At 63.6% G+C, this 18,311-nt stretch carries 10 protein-coding genes and 4 pseudogenes; 4 read left to right on the top strand and 10 right to left on the bottom strand.

Annotated elements, in window-relative coordinates; all coding sequences use genetic code 11:
- Positions 1-568: 568 nt before the first annotated feature.
- Positions 569-1,610, bottom strand: a pseudogene (locus ACRY_RS00075) (IS3 family transposase); the annotation flags it as partial.
- 68 nt (positions 1,611-1,678) lie between these two features.
- Between ACRY_RS00075 and ACRY_RS00065 the strand changes: the two are divergent.
- Positions 1,679-2,695: an IS110 family transposase gene (locus tag ACRY_RS00065; protein WP_011930569.1), complete on the top strand. Its 1,017-nt coding sequence runs from the start codon at positions 1,679-1,681 to the stop codon at positions 2,693-2,695.
- A 420-nt stretch (positions 2,696-3,115) separates the two neighbouring features.
- Positions 3,116-4,156 (top strand): IS110 family transposase, encoded by a 1,041-nt coding sequence (locus ACRY_RS00060; RefSeq protein WP_011930570.1) that lies wholly within the window; start codon positions 3,116-3,118, stop codon positions 4,154-4,156.
- Between the two features lie 334 nt (positions 4,157-4,490).
- Here the strand turns inward: ACRY_RS00060 and ACRY_RS18160 are convergent.
- Positions 4,491-5,524 (bottom strand): annotated as a pseudogene (locus tag ACRY_RS18160) (IS630 family transposase); the annotation flags it as partial.
- 134 nt (positions 5,525-5,658) lie between these two features.
- On the opposite strand from ACRY_RS18160, the gene ACRY_RS00045 reads away from it, so the two are divergent.
- Positions 5,659-6,369 carry an IS6 family transposase gene (locus tag ACRY_RS00045; protein ID WP_011930427.1) on the top strand — a complete coding sequence of 237 codons (711 nt, stop codon included), beginning with the start codon at positions 5,659-5,661 and terminating at the stop codon, positions 6,367-6,369.
- A gap of 94 nt (positions 6,370-6,463) precedes the next feature.
- On the opposite strand, the pseudogene ACRY_RS18155 reads toward ACRY_RS00045, so the two are convergent.
- A pseudogene (locus tag ACRY_RS18155) lies at positions 6,464-6,862 on the bottom strand (IS701 family transposase); the annotation flags it as partial.
- A 7-nt stretch (positions 6,863-6,869) separates the two neighbouring features.
- Here ACRY_RS18155 and ACRY_RS00040 point away from each other — a divergent pair.
- Positions 6,870-7,154, top strand: a pseudogene (locus tag ACRY_RS00040) (transposase); the annotation flags it as partial.
- 246 nt (positions 7,155-7,400) lie between these two features.
- Here ACRY_RS00040 and ACRY_RS00035 read toward each other — a convergent pair.
- From ACRY_RS00035 to ACRY_RS00005, 7 genes are all read right to left on the bottom strand, one after another.
- Positions 7,401-8,444, bottom strand: a complete 1,044-nt coding sequence (locus ACRY_RS00035) for an IS110 family transposase (protein ID WP_011930574.1) — start codon at positions 8,442-8,444, stop codon at positions 7,401-7,403.
- Between the two features lie 96 nt (positions 8,445-8,540).
- The gene (locus tag ACRY_RS00030; protein ID WP_011930575.1) at positions 8,541-11,642 is read right to left on the bottom strand and encodes an efflux RND transporter permease subunit; all 3,102 of its coding nucleotides are present in this window, start codon (positions 11,640-11,642) and stop codon (positions 8,541-8,543) included.
- 9 nt (positions 11,643-11,651) lie between these two features.
- Positions 11,652-12,578, bottom strand: coding sequence for a hypothetical protein (locus tag ACRY_RS00025; RefSeq protein ID WP_011930576.1), 927 nt, complete (start codon positions 12,576-12,578; stop codon positions 11,652-11,654).
- Positions 12,575-13,951 (bottom strand): TolC family protein, encoded by a 1,377-nt coding sequence (locus tag ACRY_RS00020; protein ID WP_011930577.1) that lies wholly within the window; start codon positions 13,949-13,951, stop codon positions 12,575-12,577. Before ACRY_RS00020 ends, ACRY_RS00025 begins: the two co-directional genes overlap by 4 nt.
- Before the next feature lie 99 nt (positions 13,952-14,050).
- Positions 14,051-15,394: a heavy metal sensor histidine kinase gene (locus tag ACRY_RS00015; RefSeq protein ID WP_011930578.1), complete on the bottom strand. Its 1,344-nt coding sequence runs from the start codon at positions 15,392-15,394 to the stop codon at positions 14,051-14,053.
- 28 nt (positions 15,395-15,422) lie between these two features.
- Positions 15,423-16,100, bottom strand: coding sequence for a heavy metal response regulator transcription factor (locus ACRY_RS00010; RefSeq protein WP_011930579.1), 678 nt, complete (start codon positions 16,098-16,100; stop codon positions 15,423-15,425).
- Positions 16,097-18,157 (bottom strand): LssY C-terminal domain-containing protein, encoded by a 2,061-nt coding sequence (locus ACRY_RS00005; RefSeq protein WP_011930580.1) that lies wholly within the window; start codon positions 18,155-18,157, stop codon positions 16,097-16,099. The genes ACRY_RS00010 and ACRY_RS00005 overlap by 4 nt, the downstream gene beginning before the upstream one ends.
- Positions 18,158-18,311 lie beyond the last annotated feature (154 nt).

Genomic DNA, 18,311 nt, shown 5'->3' with positions numbered 1-18,311 from the left:
CTTCGCCGGTGTCCGATGCGACCTCATGATGTCCGGTCCTTCGAAGCACTCCTACGAGTGCTCGCAAGAGCGGCTCCTATCGCCTCAACCGGCTCCACTTTGCTTTTGATCCTTGCCCTGAGAAAAAAAACCCCGGATCACTCCGGGGCCATTCTGGACTGAAATTAACAACAGGGGTTGAAGAAGAAGTTTGGCTGAAACGTATAGCCAGTCGGGAAAACAGGAAATATCAATCGGGTACATATAACCTGCTTTAGTAACCGATTTATTTCGTTTCGTCTCAGGTCTGTGATGCAGCCTCCGCGCCAGCCTGCGCACGGTCGAGACGTGATAGTCCTCCCGCCGGCCTCGACACGGGCGATGATCCGCTCGACGCGGTCCCAGCTTGCTGCGCCATCATTGAACTCTTTGAACCGCCGGATTTTCTCTCACCGACAGACAACTTGGAATATACAAGCAAAAACAACAGGATATAGGCGTTATACCAATCTGCCTATCCGATGACTTTTTTGATCCAGTCTCGTTGGGTGATTGTGACCGGCCCCCATTGAGTGGTCCGTGTTGGAAGTTAGTGCATTGTTGTCTCCGCCGCCATGGCCGGCTGTCGGTGGAGCGAAGCGGAACCGGAGGGCGGCCGTGGCGGCGTCGCGGTTTCCGGGGCCGGCGGACGATATCCGAGCGAACTGTGTGGCCTGACGGTATTGTAGTGCCGCCGCCAGGCCTCGATCAGGATCTGCGCTTCCGCCAGGGAGTAGAAGACCTCCCCGTTGAGCAGTTCATCGCGCAGCGAACCGTTGAAGGACTCGCAGTAGCCGTTTTCCCATGGCGAACCTGGCGTGATGTAGAGCGTCTTCACACCGACCTTCCCGAGCCATTGCCGCACCGCCCGGGCGATGAATTCAGGACCATTATCCGACCGTATATGCGCCGGTGGCCCTCTGGTGACGAACAGTTCTGCCAAAGCGCCCAGCACATCCTCGCTCCTGAGCCGGCGCGCGACCGGCAGGGCCAGGCACTCCCGGCTGGCCTCGTCGATGATCGACAGGATCCGGAACTTGCGGCCGTCGTGGGTCCGTCCTTCCACAAAATCGTAGGACCACACATGGCCGGGATACTCAGGCCGCAGCCGGATACACGACCCGTCATTGAGCCAGAGGCGTGAGCGCTTCGGCTGTCTTTGCGGCACCTTGAGACCCTCGCGCCGCCAGATCCGCTCCACCCGCTTGCGGTTCACATGCCATCCCGCATCCCGCAGCAAGGCCGTCACCCGCCGATAACCGTAACGACCATATTGCCGGGTCAGGCGATGATGTCCCCGGTCAGGGCCGCCTCGTCATCCGCCCCGCGTGGCACCTTGCGCTGCGTCGATCGATGCTGTCCGAGCACGCGGCACACCCGCCGCTCGGAGACAGACATCGTTCCTCTGATGTGATCGATACAGCGCCGGCGCCGCGCGGGGCTCAGAAGTTTCCCCGTGCCGCCTCCGTCAGGATCGCCTTGTCCAGCGACAGATCGGCCACCAGACGCTTCAGCCGGGCGTTCTCCCGCTCCAGTTCCTTCATGCGACGCGCCTGGTCCATCTTCAGGCCGCCATACTCCTTGCGCCACCTAATGGGATGGACGGCTCTCCCTCCCCACCGGCAGGCTGTGCCGTTGTTGAACCTGGAGGAGAGCGACCATGACGATTGATGTTCTGGGGATTGATCTGGCGAAGAACGTGTTTCAGCTGCACGGGGTCGACCGGAAGGGGCATCCTGTCTTCAGGCGCCGGGTCATGCGTGACCAGTTGTTGTCGGTGCTGGCCGGTATTGAGCCCTGCACGATCGCGATCGAGGCGTGTACCGGTGCCTTCTGCTGGGCGAGGAAGTTTGAAGCGCTCGGGCACAAGGTGAAGATCGTCAGCCCGCAATACGTGAAGCCGTTCGTCCGTCGGCAGAAGAACGACAACAATGATGCGGAGGCGATCTGCACGGCGGTTCGCCAACCGCATATTCCGCTGGTGCCGAAGAAGACAGTCGAGCAGCAGGATGTCCAGGCCCTGCATCGGGCGCGCCAGCGCATGGTGAACCACCGCACTGCTGTGGTCAGCCAGATCCGCGGACTCCTGCTTGATCGCGGCATCGCCTTCGGCAAGTCCATCACCCGCGCGCGGCGAATGATTCCGGAGATATTGGCCAATCCGGACAATGAACTGACGGCGATGGCCCGGGAGGCAATCGGCGAGCTCTGGGACCTGTTTTGCGACCTCGACCGACGTATTGCCATTTTCGACGCGAAGATCGCAGCCGTGTTCAAGAGCAGCGCAGTTTGCCAGCGTATCGCCCGCATCAAGGGCGTCGGCCCCAAGACCGCCACCGCGATCGTCGCCGCCGTCGGTGATGGCGCTGAATTCAAGAACGGCCGTCATATGGCCGCTTGGCTCGGGTTGGTCCCGCGCCAGCATTCGAGCGGCGATCGGCAGATCATGATGGGCATCTCCAAGCGTGGGAGCCAGCACTTGCGCAGCCTGCTCGTTCACGGCGCACGCGCGGTGGTTCGAACTGCCGGGACAAGGAATGATCCCATGAACCAATGGGTCACCCAGCTTCAGGAGCGGCGGGGCTTCAACCGGGCAACGGTTGCGGTCGCCAATAAGAATGCACGGATCATCTGGGCCGTGCTGCGAACGGGCGAACCGTACCGCCCGGCCGCCTGAAGGTTGGACTACAGTTTGCGGGTAGACGGAGAAATGGGCTGCACTGATCGAACCGGCGCGTGACGAACCTGACTATTATCGAGGCTTCCGAAGCCTACCAGCTGTAGAGGTGCGCGCGTGCGGATTTGCCATTTGGGCGCTCCGGCCAAGGCCGGCTGACGCCGGATAGATGTTTGCAACTGATCACGCAGGATCATTCAAAATCTACTTGCAACGGGAGAGCCGTCCATAGAGATAATAGCTCTGCTCGGTAACGCCGATCCGACGGCATGCATCCGCAACCGTCCCGCCCTGCGCCAGAACAATCTCAGCCTCGCGCAACTTGCCGATGATCTCTTCCGGCTTGTGATTATGGGATGGCCCGCCCCTCTCGTGGCGATCGGGTAGTATCGCCGCTGGTTTGGAGAGAGGAGCAGACCGATGGATATCATGATTCTCGGCATCGATCTTGGGAAGAACTCTTGCAGCGTGGTGGGCATGGACGCCGCCGGCCGGGTTGTTTTGAGGCGGAGACTTCGGCGGGGAACGTTGGAAAGTTTCGTTGGCGAGCTTGGGTCGTGCATTGTGGCAATGGAAGCATGTTGCGGCGCTCATCACCTCGGGCGGATTTTCGCCGCGCGGGGCCACGAGGTGCGGCTGATGTCGCCGGAATATGTCCGTCCGTACGTGAAGGCGCAGAAGAACGATGATCTCGACGCGGAGGCGATCGCAGAGGCTGCGACGCGGCCAACGATGCGTTTCGTGCCTGTGAAGAGCCAGGACCAATCTGATCTCCAGGCTTTGCACCGAGCCCGGGAGCGCCTCGTCTCGGAACGGACGGCGCTGATCAATCACTTGCGGGCGTTGCTGCTGGAGCGAGGGATCGTCGTTCCGCAAGGCCGGAGGAAACTGGAAGCCGAGCTTGAGACATTGGCCGAAGATGGCGGTTTTGCCGCGTTGAGCCCGCGCATCCGGACGTTGATCGAAGATCTTCGGGCGGAATGGCGTTCACTCGACCAGAGGATCACCGGCTTCGACGCCGAGTTCGTTCAGTTGGCTCGTGACGACGTGGCTGTGCGACGTTTGACCAAAATCCCAGGAATTGGAACGATAAACGCTACGGCGCTGGCTGCGGCGGTCGGCGAGGCGCATGCATTCAAACGTGGGCGGGACATGGCGGCGTGGCTGGGGCTCGTTCCACGGCAAATGACAACGGGTGGAAAACCGCGCCTGCTCGGCATCAGCAAACGCGGCAATCGTTATTTGCGGAAGAACTTGATCCATGGCGCACGAGCGGCGCTGCCTTATCTTGTCGAACGTGATACGCCGTTGGGCCGCTGGGCGCGGGGATTGCTCGATCGAGCGCATAAGAACGTGGTCGTAGTCGCGCTGGCCGCGAAGCTGGCTCGGATCGCATGGGCCGTTTTGGCGCACGGTTGCGATTACGACGCCCAATTCGAAGCGGCGGCTGCGGCCGCATGACGGAATCGCCCGAACAGCGCTCACAGTTGGGCGCGAAAGGGCAGTCGATGTCTGCGTGAGGTGAAAGGAAGATGGCCTGACAGTCGAACGGCGGCTTGAAAACCTGACGCAGTGAACGGCCTCCGAGGCCGGTGTGATTATGAGGATCAGGCCGCGCGGATCTCCATCTTGGCCGGGTTCGAAGCCCGAGACCGGATACGTTGAAGCAGACTGATTAGAGCCAGATGAAAATCACCCCTTGCGGACGGGGCGGGCCATACGTTCCTCGCCATCCCAGTCCTCCTTCAGGCCAAAATCTAAAACAGATCCCGGACCACTCAGAAGGGGGCAGATCAATTGAAGCGATTTGTTCTGGCATCTGCATGAACTTGTTCCAGGCGTTTCGGCAGGCGGCAAGGATTTCGTCGTAGCTGTTCCAGACTTGATGGCTGAGGAAGTTGCCGCGCAGAAATTGCCAGATGTTTTCGACCGGGTTGAGCTCTGGCGCATAGGGTGGCAGCGGCAGCATGCTGATATTGTCTGGCACTGGCAAACGTTCGCCGGCTTGATGCCAGCCGGCACCGTCAAGCACCAGCACGGCGTGCGCGCTCGGCGCGACCTGCGTGCTGATTTCCCGAAGATGCTCGGCCATCGCCTCGCTGTTGACCACCGGCATGATGATGGTGGCACCAATACAGCATTCCGGGCAGACGGCACCAAACAGATAGGCGGAATCATGGCGGTTGTCGCGCACAGCCAGTGGTCGGGAACCCCGCTCTGCCCAGACATAGCTCAGGGTTCCCTTCTGACCGACACGGGCCTCATCGGCGAACTACACCTCGATCGGCTTACGGGCCGCCCTGGCCGGGATCGCCGCCGCTACCAGGCCGGCGAAGTCTTTTTAAAAATGTCCTGTGCCGCAGCGTCCCTCTTCGGATGATACGGACGTGGCTGGACCCGCGTGAACTTGAGCCGCCGCAACAGTCGGCTGATCGACGTCTCGTGCAGGGTGACCGCAAACTCGGACTTGATCCGCCGCTGCAGGTCGACACAGCGCCACCGCACCACGCCGTCACGCTCCAGGTCCGGACCCTGCCTGACCCATGCCGCGATCTGTGCCTGCTGCGAAGCCGACAATCGGGGTGGCGGGCCGTTGCGGCGCGGCGCGGCGCTCAGTCCTTCAGGCCCCAATCCATTGTAACGGTGCACCCAGTCGCGCAGCGTCTGCCGGTCCATGGCACAAGCCTCGGCCGCATCGCGCCGAGACCAGCCTTCGAGAACAAGAGCAATCGCCAGCAGCCGCCTCGAAACTTTCGCATCCGTCGCACGAGCCGCCCGCTCGCGCAGCGCCATAGCCGACAAGTCCAAACGCGTTATCGCTACCGTCATCGCAAACCTCCTTCGGGGAAGCTCAGCGAATCATACCCGCCCAAGCCGCAGGGCTGTTCAATGCTTTGGGATAGTAATGAGTGCGAGAGCATTGTCAGGTTGACGTGGTGATCGTGTGCCCGTAGCGATTTCGGATGATGGCTTTGACTCTGCCTGCACGTTTGAAGGGATATCGCTTCCCTCGATCGGTGATCGCGTATGCGGTCTGGAGCTATTACCGGTTCAATCTCAGCCTGCGGGACGTTGAGGATCTTCTGGCCGCTCGCGGCGTGATAGTATGCTACGAGACGATCCGCGTCTGGGTCGATCGGTTTGGCCCGCAGATCGCCGCGCAAATCCGTCGCGATCGGCTGCCGGCCGGCGACAAATGGCACCTCGATGAAATGGTGATCACCATTGGCGGCGAGAAGCATTGGCTTTGGCGGGCAGTTGATCATCGCGGTGACGTGCTGGAAATCCTGGTCCAGAAGCGGCGAGATGCCCGAGCCGCCCGGCGTTTTCTCCGCAAGCTGATGCGCCGATGGGGTCAGCCGCGCGTCGTGGTGACCGATAAGCTACGGAGCTACGACGTTGCCCTTCGCACGGATTGCCGCAGCGCCGATCACCGATCGCACAAGCGGCTGAACAACCGGATCGAAGCATCCCATCGTCACACCAGGCGACGAGAAAAGATAATGGGTCGGTTCATATCCCCAGGTCATGCCCAGAGATTTCTCGCCACCCACGACCAGATCACCACCCTGTTCCGCCCAAAACGCCATCGCCTCTCCGCCAGATCCTACCGCCACGCAAGAGCCGATGCATTTTTGCTCTGGACCGACTACGCCGCCAATCTCGCCGCCTGATCGATCGCGTCTCGGTCAAATCACACCTCGTTCGATCAACCTGACAATCCCGCTTGGCGCACTGCTGGCAGGGTGGGTTGGGGAGGCGGACCGGGGACTCTTTTTTCCGTCCCGCCTGAGCGAGCCTTCGGGATTGCAAGAAGGCGTAGGCCATCATCGTCATCAGGGCATGGCGGTGGAGGCCAGTCCAGGATCGGCCCTCGAAGTGGTCCAAGCCGAGTTCCTCTTTGAGTTGCTGATGGGCCTGCTCGCAGATCCAGCGCGCCTTGATGGCGCCAGCCAGAGCTCTGATCGGGGTGTCGGCAGGCAGGTTCGAGAGATAATATTTTCGTTCGCCATTCGAGCGATGCTCACCCACCAGCCAGGCTTCCTCTCCCGGCATGTGCTGGGCACCGGCAGAACCGATTCGCTGGGGCGCGCCATCAGCAATGCGTACCCTCATGGCGGCAAAGCGGGCTGTCAGACGCCCCTTTGTTCCCTTGCGCCAACCGAGCTGCGCCACCGGCGGGCAGCGCGGGTTTGATGCCGGAAAGAAGATCAAGGGGCGCAAGCGCCACATCATCACCGATACAATCGGCCACCTCGTCGGCGCCGTCGTTCATCATGCCGGCATTCAGGATCGGGATGGGGCGCCCGACGTGCTCAAATCGGTCAAATCCCTGTATCCTTGGTTGCGGCACGGATTCGCCGACGGCGGCTATGCCGGTCCCAAACTCAATGGACACCTCGCCAAAATCGGCAAATGGATCATACAGATCGTCAAACGCTCCGACACCGCCGACGGGTTGTTTGATCGCGACTGACCTGTCAACTCCTTTCTTGCAGCTTGCTGCATCATCGCCGGATCTTGGTTGTTTCCGGGGTCGACCCTCGTTGGTCGCCGCAACATGCTTTTCGAAGGCGAGGCCCACCATGTCGAGAGCGCGGTCCGGATAGTCCGGCAGCAAGACCCAACTCGGGGTAGCCTCGTCGCGTCCGGCGAGGACGCCTGCGTCCGCCTGAGGGGCGGATTCAGTAAACTGGCGAAACCGTCAGGCGGCTCGGGCCTTGGGTGTTGCGCCGTGCCAAGCCTCGAACGGCTGGTTGGACTTCCACATGGCGTGCAGCACAACGCCGATCTTACGGGCGACGGCAACGGCTGCCCGCTTGAAACCAAGTCGTTGCACGAGTGCCAGCCCCCATGTTTTCAATGCTGATGAGCTTTGCACCCGCACCAGCAGCGAGGCCGCCGCCTCGAACAGGTAGCTCCGCAGCAACCGGTCCCCGCGCTTGGACACGCCGGCGCTGTGGTCGATTTCGCCGGACTGGTTGCGTCGGGGCGTAAGTCCGAGATAGGCGCCGATCGAGCGTGAGTGCCGGAAATGCGCTGGGGCCTCGACGGTGGCGCTGAAGCTCGCGGCAACCACTACGCCGACACCCGGACAGGTCATCAGCAGCCGACATGTCGGGTCGGCCTTGACCGCGGCCATCAGCTTGCGGTCGAGTACGGCGATCTGATCGCGGACGGCGCGCCAGGCCGCAAGCAACGGCTCGACCACGCCGGCGACCTCGGGCCGGCCCTCCAGCGCGATGCGCACCTTCGCTTCGAAGACGCGTCCGGCCCCGCCTGTCGCCCTCAGCCCAAACGTCTTCAGCGTGCTGCGGATCTGGTTCGACAAATCGATTGAAATGCCGACGAGTTGCGAACGGGCACCGACCAGACGGCGCATGGCGTGTGCGGCCCAGCCTTTCACACGAGCCTCCCGATACCAGCCAGTCCGGACCAACTGCGCCAAAGTTTCAGCGTCGTGTGCGTCAGTCTTGTTCCGCTGCAACGCTGTCGCCACGCGTGCATGGCGCGCATCGAGGCAGATCACCGGAAAACCGAGGTCCTTGAGCGAATGGTAGAGCCACGGCGCCAACTGTCCGGTCTCGAGCCCGACCCGAACGAGTTCGGGCGCATGCCGGCGCAGGGCCGCGGCGAGCACCTCCGGCTCGCTGGCCCTCTTGCCCCGCCAGACCAGCTTCCCGTTGTCGTCCACAACGTGAATGGCGGTGTCTTTGTCCGAAATGTCCAGTCCTGCGTAGTGCGCCATGATTGCCTCCCTCGGCTCCAACAAGCGGACCACCCGCTCGCTTCGCGCCCCAGTTTGACAGATCAAACCGCCGGATCGCGATCACCGCATGTTCCTTCAATCGAGGCTATCGGCTTTAGGTAAGGCGATCCGCAGAAGGCGCGGCGCAAGGATCGGCAGGACGAACAGCGTCAGGATCGTTGCGGTTGCGAGGCCGCCGAGGATGACTATCGCCATTGGCCCCTCGATGGCGTCGCCGGGGGAGCCGGTAGCCAGTGCGAGCGGGAGGAGGCCGAGGGCGGTTACACAGGCGGTGATCAGGATTGCCGGAAGCCGGTCGGCCGCGGCTTGGCGTGCTATCTCTGCTGACCATGGTTTGCCGCTGCCCTCCATGAGCCGGCGCATGTGAATCAGGAGCAGCAAGCCGTTGCGCAGCGTGAGGCCGAACAGCGTCGCGAGTCCGACCATGGCGCCAAGTTCGAGATGGCCGCCGAGGAAGGTCCATATCGCCGCGATGCCGCCCGAGAAGGCGACTGGAAGAATCACCATGATGAGCACGACAGCTCGTGTCTCGCGCAGGGCGAGCGCCATCAGGATCAGAATGCCGGCAAGAGCGATGGCGGCGCGGACGGCAAGCTCGCGCCGAGCAGTGCCTCCGGCAACGGCCGTGCCGCCATAGCGGACGTAAACATCCGTGCCCAGCCGCAGCTTGGCAAGCCGCTGGCGTAGGCCGCGGATCACCGGGGCTGCCTGGCCATGCGCAACCTGGACAGTGACGACCTGAACGCGTCGACCGTCGTTGTGCAGGATCTGCGCCGGAACCAGCGTCTGGCGAATTGTTGCGATACGGTCGAGGGGCACGATCATGCCGCCTTCCGCCGCGACCGGGAGGTCGCCGATCGCAGCCGGTTGATGGCGGAGTGCTGCGGGCAGCGTGACAACGATCGGCTCAACGAGAGTACCGCGATAGACATGGCCGACGGTGCCGCCTGAATAAGCGATCTTCATCGCCTCGAGCGCCGCGCGAGGGGTGATGCCGTATCGCAGCATCGCTGCGCGGTTCAGGTCAATCGTGAGGGCGGGCACCTGCTGGACAGCCGCCATGCTTGCTGCGCGCACGCCAGGCACCCCGTGTGCCGCCGCCACGATCCGCGCCGCTGCGATGTCGATCGCATCGAGGGAGGGGCCAAATACCGAAACGGTCACCGGGGCGGTGACGCCGGAAAGGCTTTCATCGACACGCTCGCTGAGGAATGTGCGCGACCACCAGGACAGACCGTCGATATGGTCGACCGACGCCAGGATCTGCCGCGTCGATCGTTCGACATGGTGGTTGCCGGTTTTGCTGAGCGTGATGTCGATCTCGGCCTTGTTCACCCCAGCATGGCCGTTGCTCATCGAAGCGCGGCCGATATGCATCACGACATCCCCGACCGAGGGGAGGTTCTCGAGCGTGTGGATCGCGAGCCTGCCAATGGCGAGCATCGCGTCGATCGACGTGCCAGGTGCGGCGAGATAATGGACGATGACGTCGTTTTCTCGAAAGCGCGGCAGGAACCGAGTTTGCAGCAGCGGGATACTGATACCGGCCAGCAGGATCAGGGCGAGCGCGCCGGCGATGAAGGCACGTCCGTGATGTTCCAGCCTGCCGAGCGCGCTGCGATAAGCCGGGCGCAGCAGTGCGATCGGCGGCGTGTGGTCCGCTGCCGCGGCGGGCCGAACCAGGAGCAGCGCGGCGAGGGCCGGAGTAAGGACCAGCGCGACGACGAGTGACGCGCCGATCGCGGCGATGTAGGCAATCCCGAGGGGGGCGAAGAGCCGGCCTGCGACACCGCCGAGTGCGATCACCGGGGTGAAGGCGATGGCGACGGCGGCACTGGCGAAAATGATGGCACTCCGCACTTCCAGCGATGCCCTGAAGATGACGCGGAGCGGTGGTTCCGGGCTGCCGGCGATACGGTTCTCGCGCAGGCGGCGGGTGATGTTTTCGACATCGACGACCGCATCATCGACGAGTTCGCCGAGTGCGATCGCAAGCCCCGCGAGCGCCATCGTGTTCAGCGTGATCCCGAGGGCCGTGATGATCGCAGTGGCGGCAAGCAGCGAGACCGGGATAGCCACAAAAGAGATGACTGAGGCCCGCCAGTCTCGCAGCGCGATGAGCAGGACAAGCAGGATGAGCGCTGCGCCGATCAGCAGCACATGGCCGAGATCGGCCAGTGCGACATGAATGAACGTAGCCGGCGTGAAGGCTTTGGGATCAATCTCGATCCCTTGCGCCTCAAGGCCCGGCGTCAGCCGCGCGACCGTTCGGGCCGCCTGGTCGGCCACCGCAAGCGTGTTCGCGCCGTAGAGCGAGGAGACGATCATCAGCAGGCCAGGATGACCGTGGATCAGCGCCGCGCCGTACCTAGGCGGTGCCGACAACCGAACACTTGCCACATCGCCGAGGCTGATCGGCGCACCATCGCTGGTGCCGAGCCAGGTCTTCGCGAGGGCGGCAGCAGTGCGTGCCTGGCCGTGAGGGGCAAGCACAAACCGCTGGTTGCCGTTGTCGATGAAGCCGGCGCCAAGCACGGCGCTGCCTTGCCTGGCGGCACGCGCCACATCCTGCATGGTGAAGCCCGTGGCGATGAGAGATCGGGGCTGGACCTCGACATCCAGCTGTGGCGGGCGTGCGCCGAAGATAACGACATTCGCAACGCCGGGCACCGCCTGCAGGGCGGGTCGCAGTCCGGTTTCGGCGATGGCGGTCAGATGTTCGAGCGACATGTCGCGCTTGGGATAGAGGCCGATTTCGAGTGCAGTGCCGGTGGAGGACTGCATCGGCGCGAGGCGGGGCAGGATCCCGGCCGGGAGAGCCCCGCCAAGCTCGCTCAGGCGCGCGGCGATGCGCTGCCTGTCCTGATACGGATCGGTGCCGCCGTGAAAGACGAGATGGATGACGGACAGGCCCGACTCCGAGGATGAGCGCATCTTCGCAAGGCCGGGCAGGCCGGTAAGGGTGCGTTCGATGCGATCGGTGACCACTTGCTCGGTCTGCAGCGCGCTGAAGCCGGGCGCCGCTGTCTGAATCACGACGGTGGGGGCGGTGAAGGTCGGGAAGACATCATAGCGGGCGGTAGGCAGTCGGGAGAGCTGGAGGGCTGCCAAGCCTGAGATCAGAAGCACGACGACGAGGCGGTAGCGCAGGGCGGCACGGACGATAGGGGACAGCATAAGATTATCTCAGTCGTCGTTCGCAGCGGATGCGTCGCCGCCGGCCAGCGCCGAGTTCAGCAGTCCGGCCCCCGCCGTTACGATCGCCGGGTGGGCCGGCAGGTCTGTGCCGGGCACGAAGAAGCCCGAGATGGTGCCCGAATGGTACAGCGGGTGCGATCTGGTAACACGGTACATCGCGAAACGGCTGGCGCCGATCCGGACGAAGATGAAGGGCCCATTGTCGTGCCAGACCAGCGCAGCCGCGGGTATATCGTAGCCGGTGACAACGCCAGGCGCGCGGAGCGTGATGGCGAGCGGTGCGCCGATGGGCAGTGCGGGGCCAGTGTAGAAAAAGGTTTGCCCCAGCAAGCCCTTCGGGATCCTGCCGGCAGACCCGACAGGGCGTAGCGTGACGCGAGACCCATCCGGCGCCCTAGCGAATGCGGCCGGCGGGGATACAAGTGTGGCAACTGCCTGCACAACCGAGACAAGCGAACCGCCAGTGCTGATTGTCCTGAACGAGGGGCCATTATCGGCGATCGCCGCTCCGAGGGCGGCGCCATAGCGCGCTTTCGCCTGGGCCAGCAATTCCTCGACACGCGCTTGCGCAATGGCGGTTTTAGCCTGGATCTGCTGCAGGCTGGCCTTGGAGACGTTACCTCCAGATCGATAAAGCTTCCGGGCGCGGGCGAGATTTGCATCGTCCAGCGTCAGCTTTGCGCGTGCTGAGACGATCCGGTGCCGCAAGGTGATGACCGGCGTGGGATCGATCACCATGCCGTAAGCCGCGAAGCCGGGATGTTTAGTCTCAAGGCGCAGGACGCTCGTCTTGATGAGGCCGCTGCTCATCGTGGCCGCATTGATCGTCACGCTGCGCAGGGCCGCGGCATGCGCGACAGCTGCGGCGCAAACAAGTGATAGGCTTGCCGCGATGGCCTGCAGATGCTGCTTCATGAGTGGCTCTCCCGGAAAATGGGGTGATGGAGCGCGTCGGCCAGGGCTGCGAGGGCGCGTAATCGCTGAGCATCCGTGGTCAGCTCCTGTTCGCGGACCAGGGTTGCCTGCTGTTCGGCCTCGACCATGCGCAGCTGGCCGGTCGCACCGGCGCGGTAAGCTTCAATAGCCTGGCGTTCGCGCTCGCGGGCGGTTGCGAGGAGTAGCCGTGCCGCGCGCGCAACGCTCACGCTGCCTTGCAGAGCGGCCTTGGCTGCGTCGATCTCGTGGAGAACGCGCACCTGCGCCCGATCGAACAGGGCCGCCGCAAGCTGGCGCCTTGCACGCGCCTCGGCGATCGGGCCCTGATTCTGGTTGAGAATTGGCAGCGGCAGCGAGAGGGCAAGTATGAACTTGCTAGCGCCCTGATCGTAGTGATACCCGGAGCCAATACGAAAGCCTGGAAACTGCTGGTCGATCGCTTTGCGGAGAGAAGCGTCGGCCGCGCGATAATTCTTGTAGGCCCCGACGACTGATGGACTGGTTACCAGCGCCGTGCGTGTAAGAGCGGCGAGATTGGCCGGCGGCAACGGATGCTCAAAGGCGGTGAATGAAAGGTGCTTACCTCGAAGCGCCGCCGCCGGCATTCCGATCGCAGCGGCCAAGTGGGCCCGGTCCATTCCGATCTGGACCCGCGCTTCAGCGGCGCCAAAGCTTGCCTTGTTCGCCGCCTCGGTTGTGCTGGCGAGCACGGTATCAGCAAGCATCCCAGAGGTCACGCGCTGTGCTACGAGGCGGGACGCTGTCGCGGCATAGCTGGCGACGCGCGCCTTGATCCTGGCGATCCGTTCATCGAGCCAGAGTGTGAGCAGCGCGTTGCGGACGTTGCTGCGTTCCCGCCATGCCGCGGCAGCGATGAGTATTCGCGCGGCTTGCTGGCGATCCCGCGCGGCGGCGATGCCAGCCTCGCGAGCACCGAGATTGGAGACGAGAAAACTGATGACCGGCCCGATCTTGATTGGCGAAGGGAAGGCTTGCGTCGCGTTGAAGCTGGGCGCGAGGGAAAGCGTGGGGTTCGGGATCTGCTGGGCCGTCGTCACCGCCGCCTTCGCGGCGTTATAGGCGGCGACGCTGATCCGCAGATCTGGCCGCTCATAGACGGCGACGAGCGTCAGAGCCCGCAATCCCCAGTGTCCGCGCGGATGCACGCCCATAGCCGCGAGGAATTGGCCAAGCGCCGGCTCGTCGAGACGGCGGCCGAGCAGTGCCGTGGCCGAAGTACCGGGATGCAACGGCGCCGGCTGATACCGCGCACAGCCGGCAAGCAGTGTCGCAAGCGCAAGAGCACCGACGCGGCTGGGTCTGAAACGGAGGTGTCGGGACGTTTTCTTCATGGCTTCAAGCGGAAAAGAGTTCGCGCTTTAGCCGGCGAGAATGACGTTTCCGCCTCGCCAGAATGACGATTTCGTCAGTTTGGGCTCACCGTTTCGGGATTAGCGCGCGGTCGCTGCCACCAGTAGCGATACGGTGGTGCCCTGACCCTGCGTGCTTTCAATGGAAACCCGGCCCCCGTGCAGGTCCATGATCGCGCGAACCACGGCGAGGCCGAGCCCGAGATTGCCGCCGACATGCGAACGCGCGGGATCGGCGCGATAGAACCGGTCGAACACATGCGGCAGATGCTCGGGTGCGATCCCCTGCCCGGTATCCTTTATGCGGATGGAGAGCTGTTCCAGCACCTCCGCAACTTCGATGGTGATCTGCCCGCCGGTGCCGGTATGGGCGATTGCATTGGCCACCAGATTGCCGAGCGCCTGCTGGAGGAGAATGCGGTCGAACCTGATCGGTAGTCCCGGGCGGACGCGGGCGGTCAGCGACAGCCCCGCCTCCGCCGCCATCGGCTGGTAGAATTCGAGAACCGTTGCGATCTCGCTGGCAAGATCAAGAGCTTCAACGGCGGGTGGAGCCCCGACCATCTCGGCGCGGGCAAGGAACAGGAGGCTCTGAATGACCCGGCTGATGCGAGTGCATTCCTCGAGTGCGGAGCCGAGGACTTCCCGATAAGTATCGTCAGAGCGGGGCCTCGATAACGCAACTTCCAGCTCGCCGCGCAGATTGCTGATCGGCGTGCGCAGCTCGTGCGCGAGGTCAGCCGAGAATTGGGAGAGCTGGAGGAAGGATTGCTCAAGCCGGTCCAACATCAGGTTGAACGTGTTGGCGAGCGCGGCGAGTTCGGCGGGAAGCCCTGCGACGTCGAGACGTTCATGCAGGGTCGAAAGGCGGATGTTTTCGGCCGTTTCGGCAATGCGCTCGATCGGGCGCATGCCCGAACGGGCGATGAGATATCCGAGCACGGCGCAGAGGATGATCGACACCGCAAGAATCAGGGTAAGGGTTTCGCGGTAACGGAGCAGGAGGGCCTGCGAGCCGGGGCTGGCGATGGCGATCTGCAGCATGAAGCCGTTCGGCAGGGGCTGGGTGAGAACACGAAACGCCATCCCGCCGCTATCAAGCGTGGCGACGTTCGGCAAGCCGACCGATGATGGCAGAGGCAGATGATTGCCCTTTGACTGGATTGTGATCCGACCGTGCGGGCCGATGACGCGGAACTGGATCTCGCGGGTGTTGCCCGCTCGCTCAAGCGCCGATGCAATGGCCTGCGATGCGGACGGATCGGCAGCGCCGCCCAGCGGGCGGGCGATCTGTGCGAGCACGTGCAGCGTGCGGTCTTCCTGCCTGGCGATGCGCGCGCCAAACGACCAGGTCAGGAGACTAGTGGCCAGCAGGACGAGCAGGAACGCCGTCCCTGCATACCACGCGGTCATCCGCAGGGACATCGATCCGCCAGCGCTCGGCGCTTCAGGATCAGCCGCCACAGTCTTCGAGCACGTAACCCACGCCACGAACGGTGTGGATCAGGCGGCGGGAGAACGGGTCGTCCAGCTTGGCGCGGAGGCGGTACATGTGGACGTCGACGACGTTCGTGCCAGAATCGAAATTGATGTCCCAGACCTGTTCGGCAATGACCGTTCGGGAGATGACATCGCCCGCGCGGCGGGCCAACAACGAAAGCAGGCGGAACTCCTTCGGCGTCAGATCGAGCGCCTGACCCGCTCGCGTTGCCCGGTGTCCCGAGAGGTCGATCTCGAGATCGGCGATCTGGATCAGCGCCGGTTGCCGCGCGTGCCCTCGCCGCAGAATGGTGCGCACACGGGCAAGCAGCTCGGAAAACGCGAAGGGCTTGACGAGGTAATCGTCAGCCCCGGCCTCCAGCCCGGCGACGCGATCTGTCACCTGGTCCCGCGCCGTGAGTAGAAGCACGGCGGTCTGACTGTCTCGCCGCCGGATTTCGTCGAGGATTTCGAAGCCGTTGCGCCGTGGCAGCATGATGTCGAGAATAATGGCATCGTAGCCGCCGTGGCGGGCGAATTCGAGCCCCGTCTCTCCATCAGTAGCCACATCCGCCGTGAAGCCGTTCTCTTCGAGACCCTTTCGGAGATAAGCCGCGGTCTTCGCCTCGTCCTCGACGATAAGAACCCTCATTGCGCACCGTCCCCACGGTGCTGCGTCAGGCATCCCTCCGTATCCACGGCACGATCACCGGCGAGCAGGACGGTGGCGCCATCGGCGGCACGCGTCACCAGCCGCGAGGCAGGCAATGCCGCCGCGATTCGAGGCAGGACGGTAGAAGCGGAACCTTCCGAGACAGGGATTGTCAGGGTTGAGACCATCCTTCGCAGCCTTTGCATCTCGATCTCCCCGATCCTGAGCGTCCGTACCGATCCTGTCGGCATGGTTACAGATACACTCGTCTTCCAGAGGCGCAGCACCAGCCGTTTATCGGCGGCAAGGCCGTGTCCGACGAAAACCATTATCAGGTCTGCGCGTCGGCCGTCATCCCAGCGTGGCAGCGCCGGGATCTCGGCTGGGCTTGCGTGCGGGGCTAGAAATTCAAGAGCATTGCGAAATGTCCAGGGCGCGGGCGAGCGCCAGCCGAGCTGGGCGAGAGCGTGCCGAAGCCCGTCGGCCGGGCCAATCCACTGGATCGTCAGTGAGCCGGAAAAACTGCCGAGCATGCCGAGGCTGCGTGTTGGCAGGTTTTGCCAACCGTGTTGAAGCCAGTCAGGGCACGTCATCGTCGTGCTCATGCGCCCCACGTCATGACGCGCCAGATCGGCATTGCGGTTGAGGGCGACCGCCAGCGTACCGGCGATGGCGAGCGTAGCCGCCGTAATGGCGACGAGGCGCCAGGGTGCCACCGGTTCGACCGGACGCGCAACATAGGCGAGGCCGAGACCGGCCGCCCACGCGAACCCGAAGCCCAGCGCAGCCAGTTCGGATGAAAACCAGTCCAGCCCGAGATAGACCCGACTGCCGAGCTGCAGTGCAGCGAAAAGGACCGTTGCCGTGATCAGCCCAATACGTGGGCGCGCGCCGAGCCGTCGGCCGGCGATGACGGTCAGGATGCCATAAACCGCGCATGAGGTTGCAAGATCGCCGCCGGGAAACGGAATAAGGCTCCAGCCGGGCGCAATCGGCGACGGTGGCGCGCGATGCAGGGCAAGATCGAGCCCCGCGGTGAACAGGGAGGCACCGATCACAGCGGCAATACCATAGGCCGCACCACGCCACGCACTCTGCCGGTCGAGCCAGACGAGCGCGACCGCTGCGACAGCAAGCGTGACCGCACCGCTGCCAAGCCGGGAGCACGCCATCGCCGCTTCCATCGGTATGCCGCTTCGATAGGGCTCAAGGAAATGCAGAATCGCGTGATCGGCATAAACCAGCGGATCTCCGGCGATCAGGTCCTGCAGAACGCCGAGCAAAAGCCAGAGGCTGCCCGCAAGAGCCCCGGCGAGGGTGATCAGGCCGGACAGTTCCGTCCGTGCCGGATCGAGGATGGAAGCCACGTTACTGCGAATCCTGCCTTTGCCGGCGTGGGCCCAGGCTAGCGCTGGCCCGCGCTTGCTTTCCAACCAGCTAATCACAAAACGGAGAAGCCGTGGAACCAGCCAGAGCAGGAGCACGAGGCTGACGATCGAGCCGATGAGCAGGGCCTCGAGCCTGCCTGCCATGACGCCCAGAATGGCCAACGAGGCGCCAACGAGAACCCCGGCGCCGACATGCGCGGGCGCCCAGATGACCGCTGAAACGACGTCGAGCACATAAAAGCGGAGCGAACGCATCCCGCTGACTCCGGCCACAATGGGCACAACAGCCCGCACGCCTGGCGTGAACCGTGCGATGATAACGGCGGACCCGCCATGGCGCTCGAAGAATGCCTTGCCTCGCGGCAGCAGATCCGGATGCAGGCTCAGTGGCCAGAGCCCTGTCGCCTGGTGCCGGAACCGGGAGCCAAACCAGAAGGGCAGCCCGTCGCCCAGGATGGCTCCTCCCGTCGACCAGGCCACCAGGGGCCAGAAATGCAGGGCGCCCGTCGGCACGAGAGCGCCCAATCCGACAATAATGGCGGTTCCAGGCACCAGCGCGCCGATGACGGGAAACGCTTCCGCCGCGGTCAGCACGAAGGCTAGACCATACGCCAGTAGCGCGTGCGTCCGGGCTGCATGAACGATCGTGTCAGAGAGGTGACCCAGCAAATCCCGAAGGCTCCGTTTTTGTGGTCATCGCCCGCCCCATGAACTACTCCAAACTTTGCCTGGCGGGGAATACTAGCGGCGAGATCGGGCGCGGGTGCAGTCGAACCCAACTGCCCCCGCTTTGCGGCGTTCATTACTGGCGAGCCAATACATC

The organism is Acidiphilium cryptum JF-5 (assembly GCF_000016725.1).
In the GTDB taxonomy this organism is placed as follows: domain Bacteria; phylum Pseudomonadota; class Alphaproteobacteria; order Acetobacterales; family Acetobacteraceae; genus Acidiphilium; species Acidiphilium multivorum.
The sequence above is the reverse complement of the archived record's forward strand: the minus strand, read 5'-3'. Positions and strand labels throughout refer to the sequence as shown.

Excerpts from the sequence above, each read along its gene's own strand:
- ACRY_RS00065 (WP_011930569.1), top strand. The coding sequence starts at position 1,679 with ATGACGATTGATGTTCTGGGGATTGATCTGGCGAAGAACGTGTTTCAG.
- ACRY_RS00060 (WP_011930570.1), top strand. The coding sequence starts at position 3,116 with ATGGATATCATGATTCTCGGCATCGATCTTGGGAAGAACTCTTGCAGC.
- ACRY_RS00045 (WP_011930427.1), top strand. The coding sequence starts at position 5,659 with ATGATGGCTTTGACTCTGCCTGCACGTTTGAAGGGATATCGCTTCCCT.
- ACRY_RS00035 (WP_011930574.1), bottom strand. The coding sequence starts at position 8,444 with ATGGCGCACTACGCAGGACTGGACATTTCGGACAAAGACACCGCCATT.
- ACRY_RS00030 (WP_011930575.1), bottom strand. The coding sequence starts at position 11,642 with ATGCTGTCCCCTATCGTCCGTGCCGCCCTGCGCTACCGCCTCGTCGTC.
- ACRY_RS00025 (WP_011930576.1), bottom strand. The coding sequence starts at position 12,578 with ATGAAGCAGCATCTGCAGGCCATCGCGGCAAGCCTATCACTTGTTTGC.
- ACRY_RS00020 (WP_011930577.1), bottom strand. The coding sequence starts at position 13,951 with ATGAAGAAAACGTCCCGACACCTCCGTTTCAGACCCAGCCGCGTCGGT.
- ACRY_RS00015 (WP_011930578.1), bottom strand. The coding sequence starts at position 15,394 with ATGTCCCTGCGGATGACCGCGTGGTATGCAGGGACGGCGTTCCTGCTC.
- ACRY_RS00010 (WP_011930579.1), bottom strand. The coding sequence starts at position 16,100 with ATGAGGGTTCTTATCGTCGAGGACGAGGCGAAGACCGCGGCTTATCTC.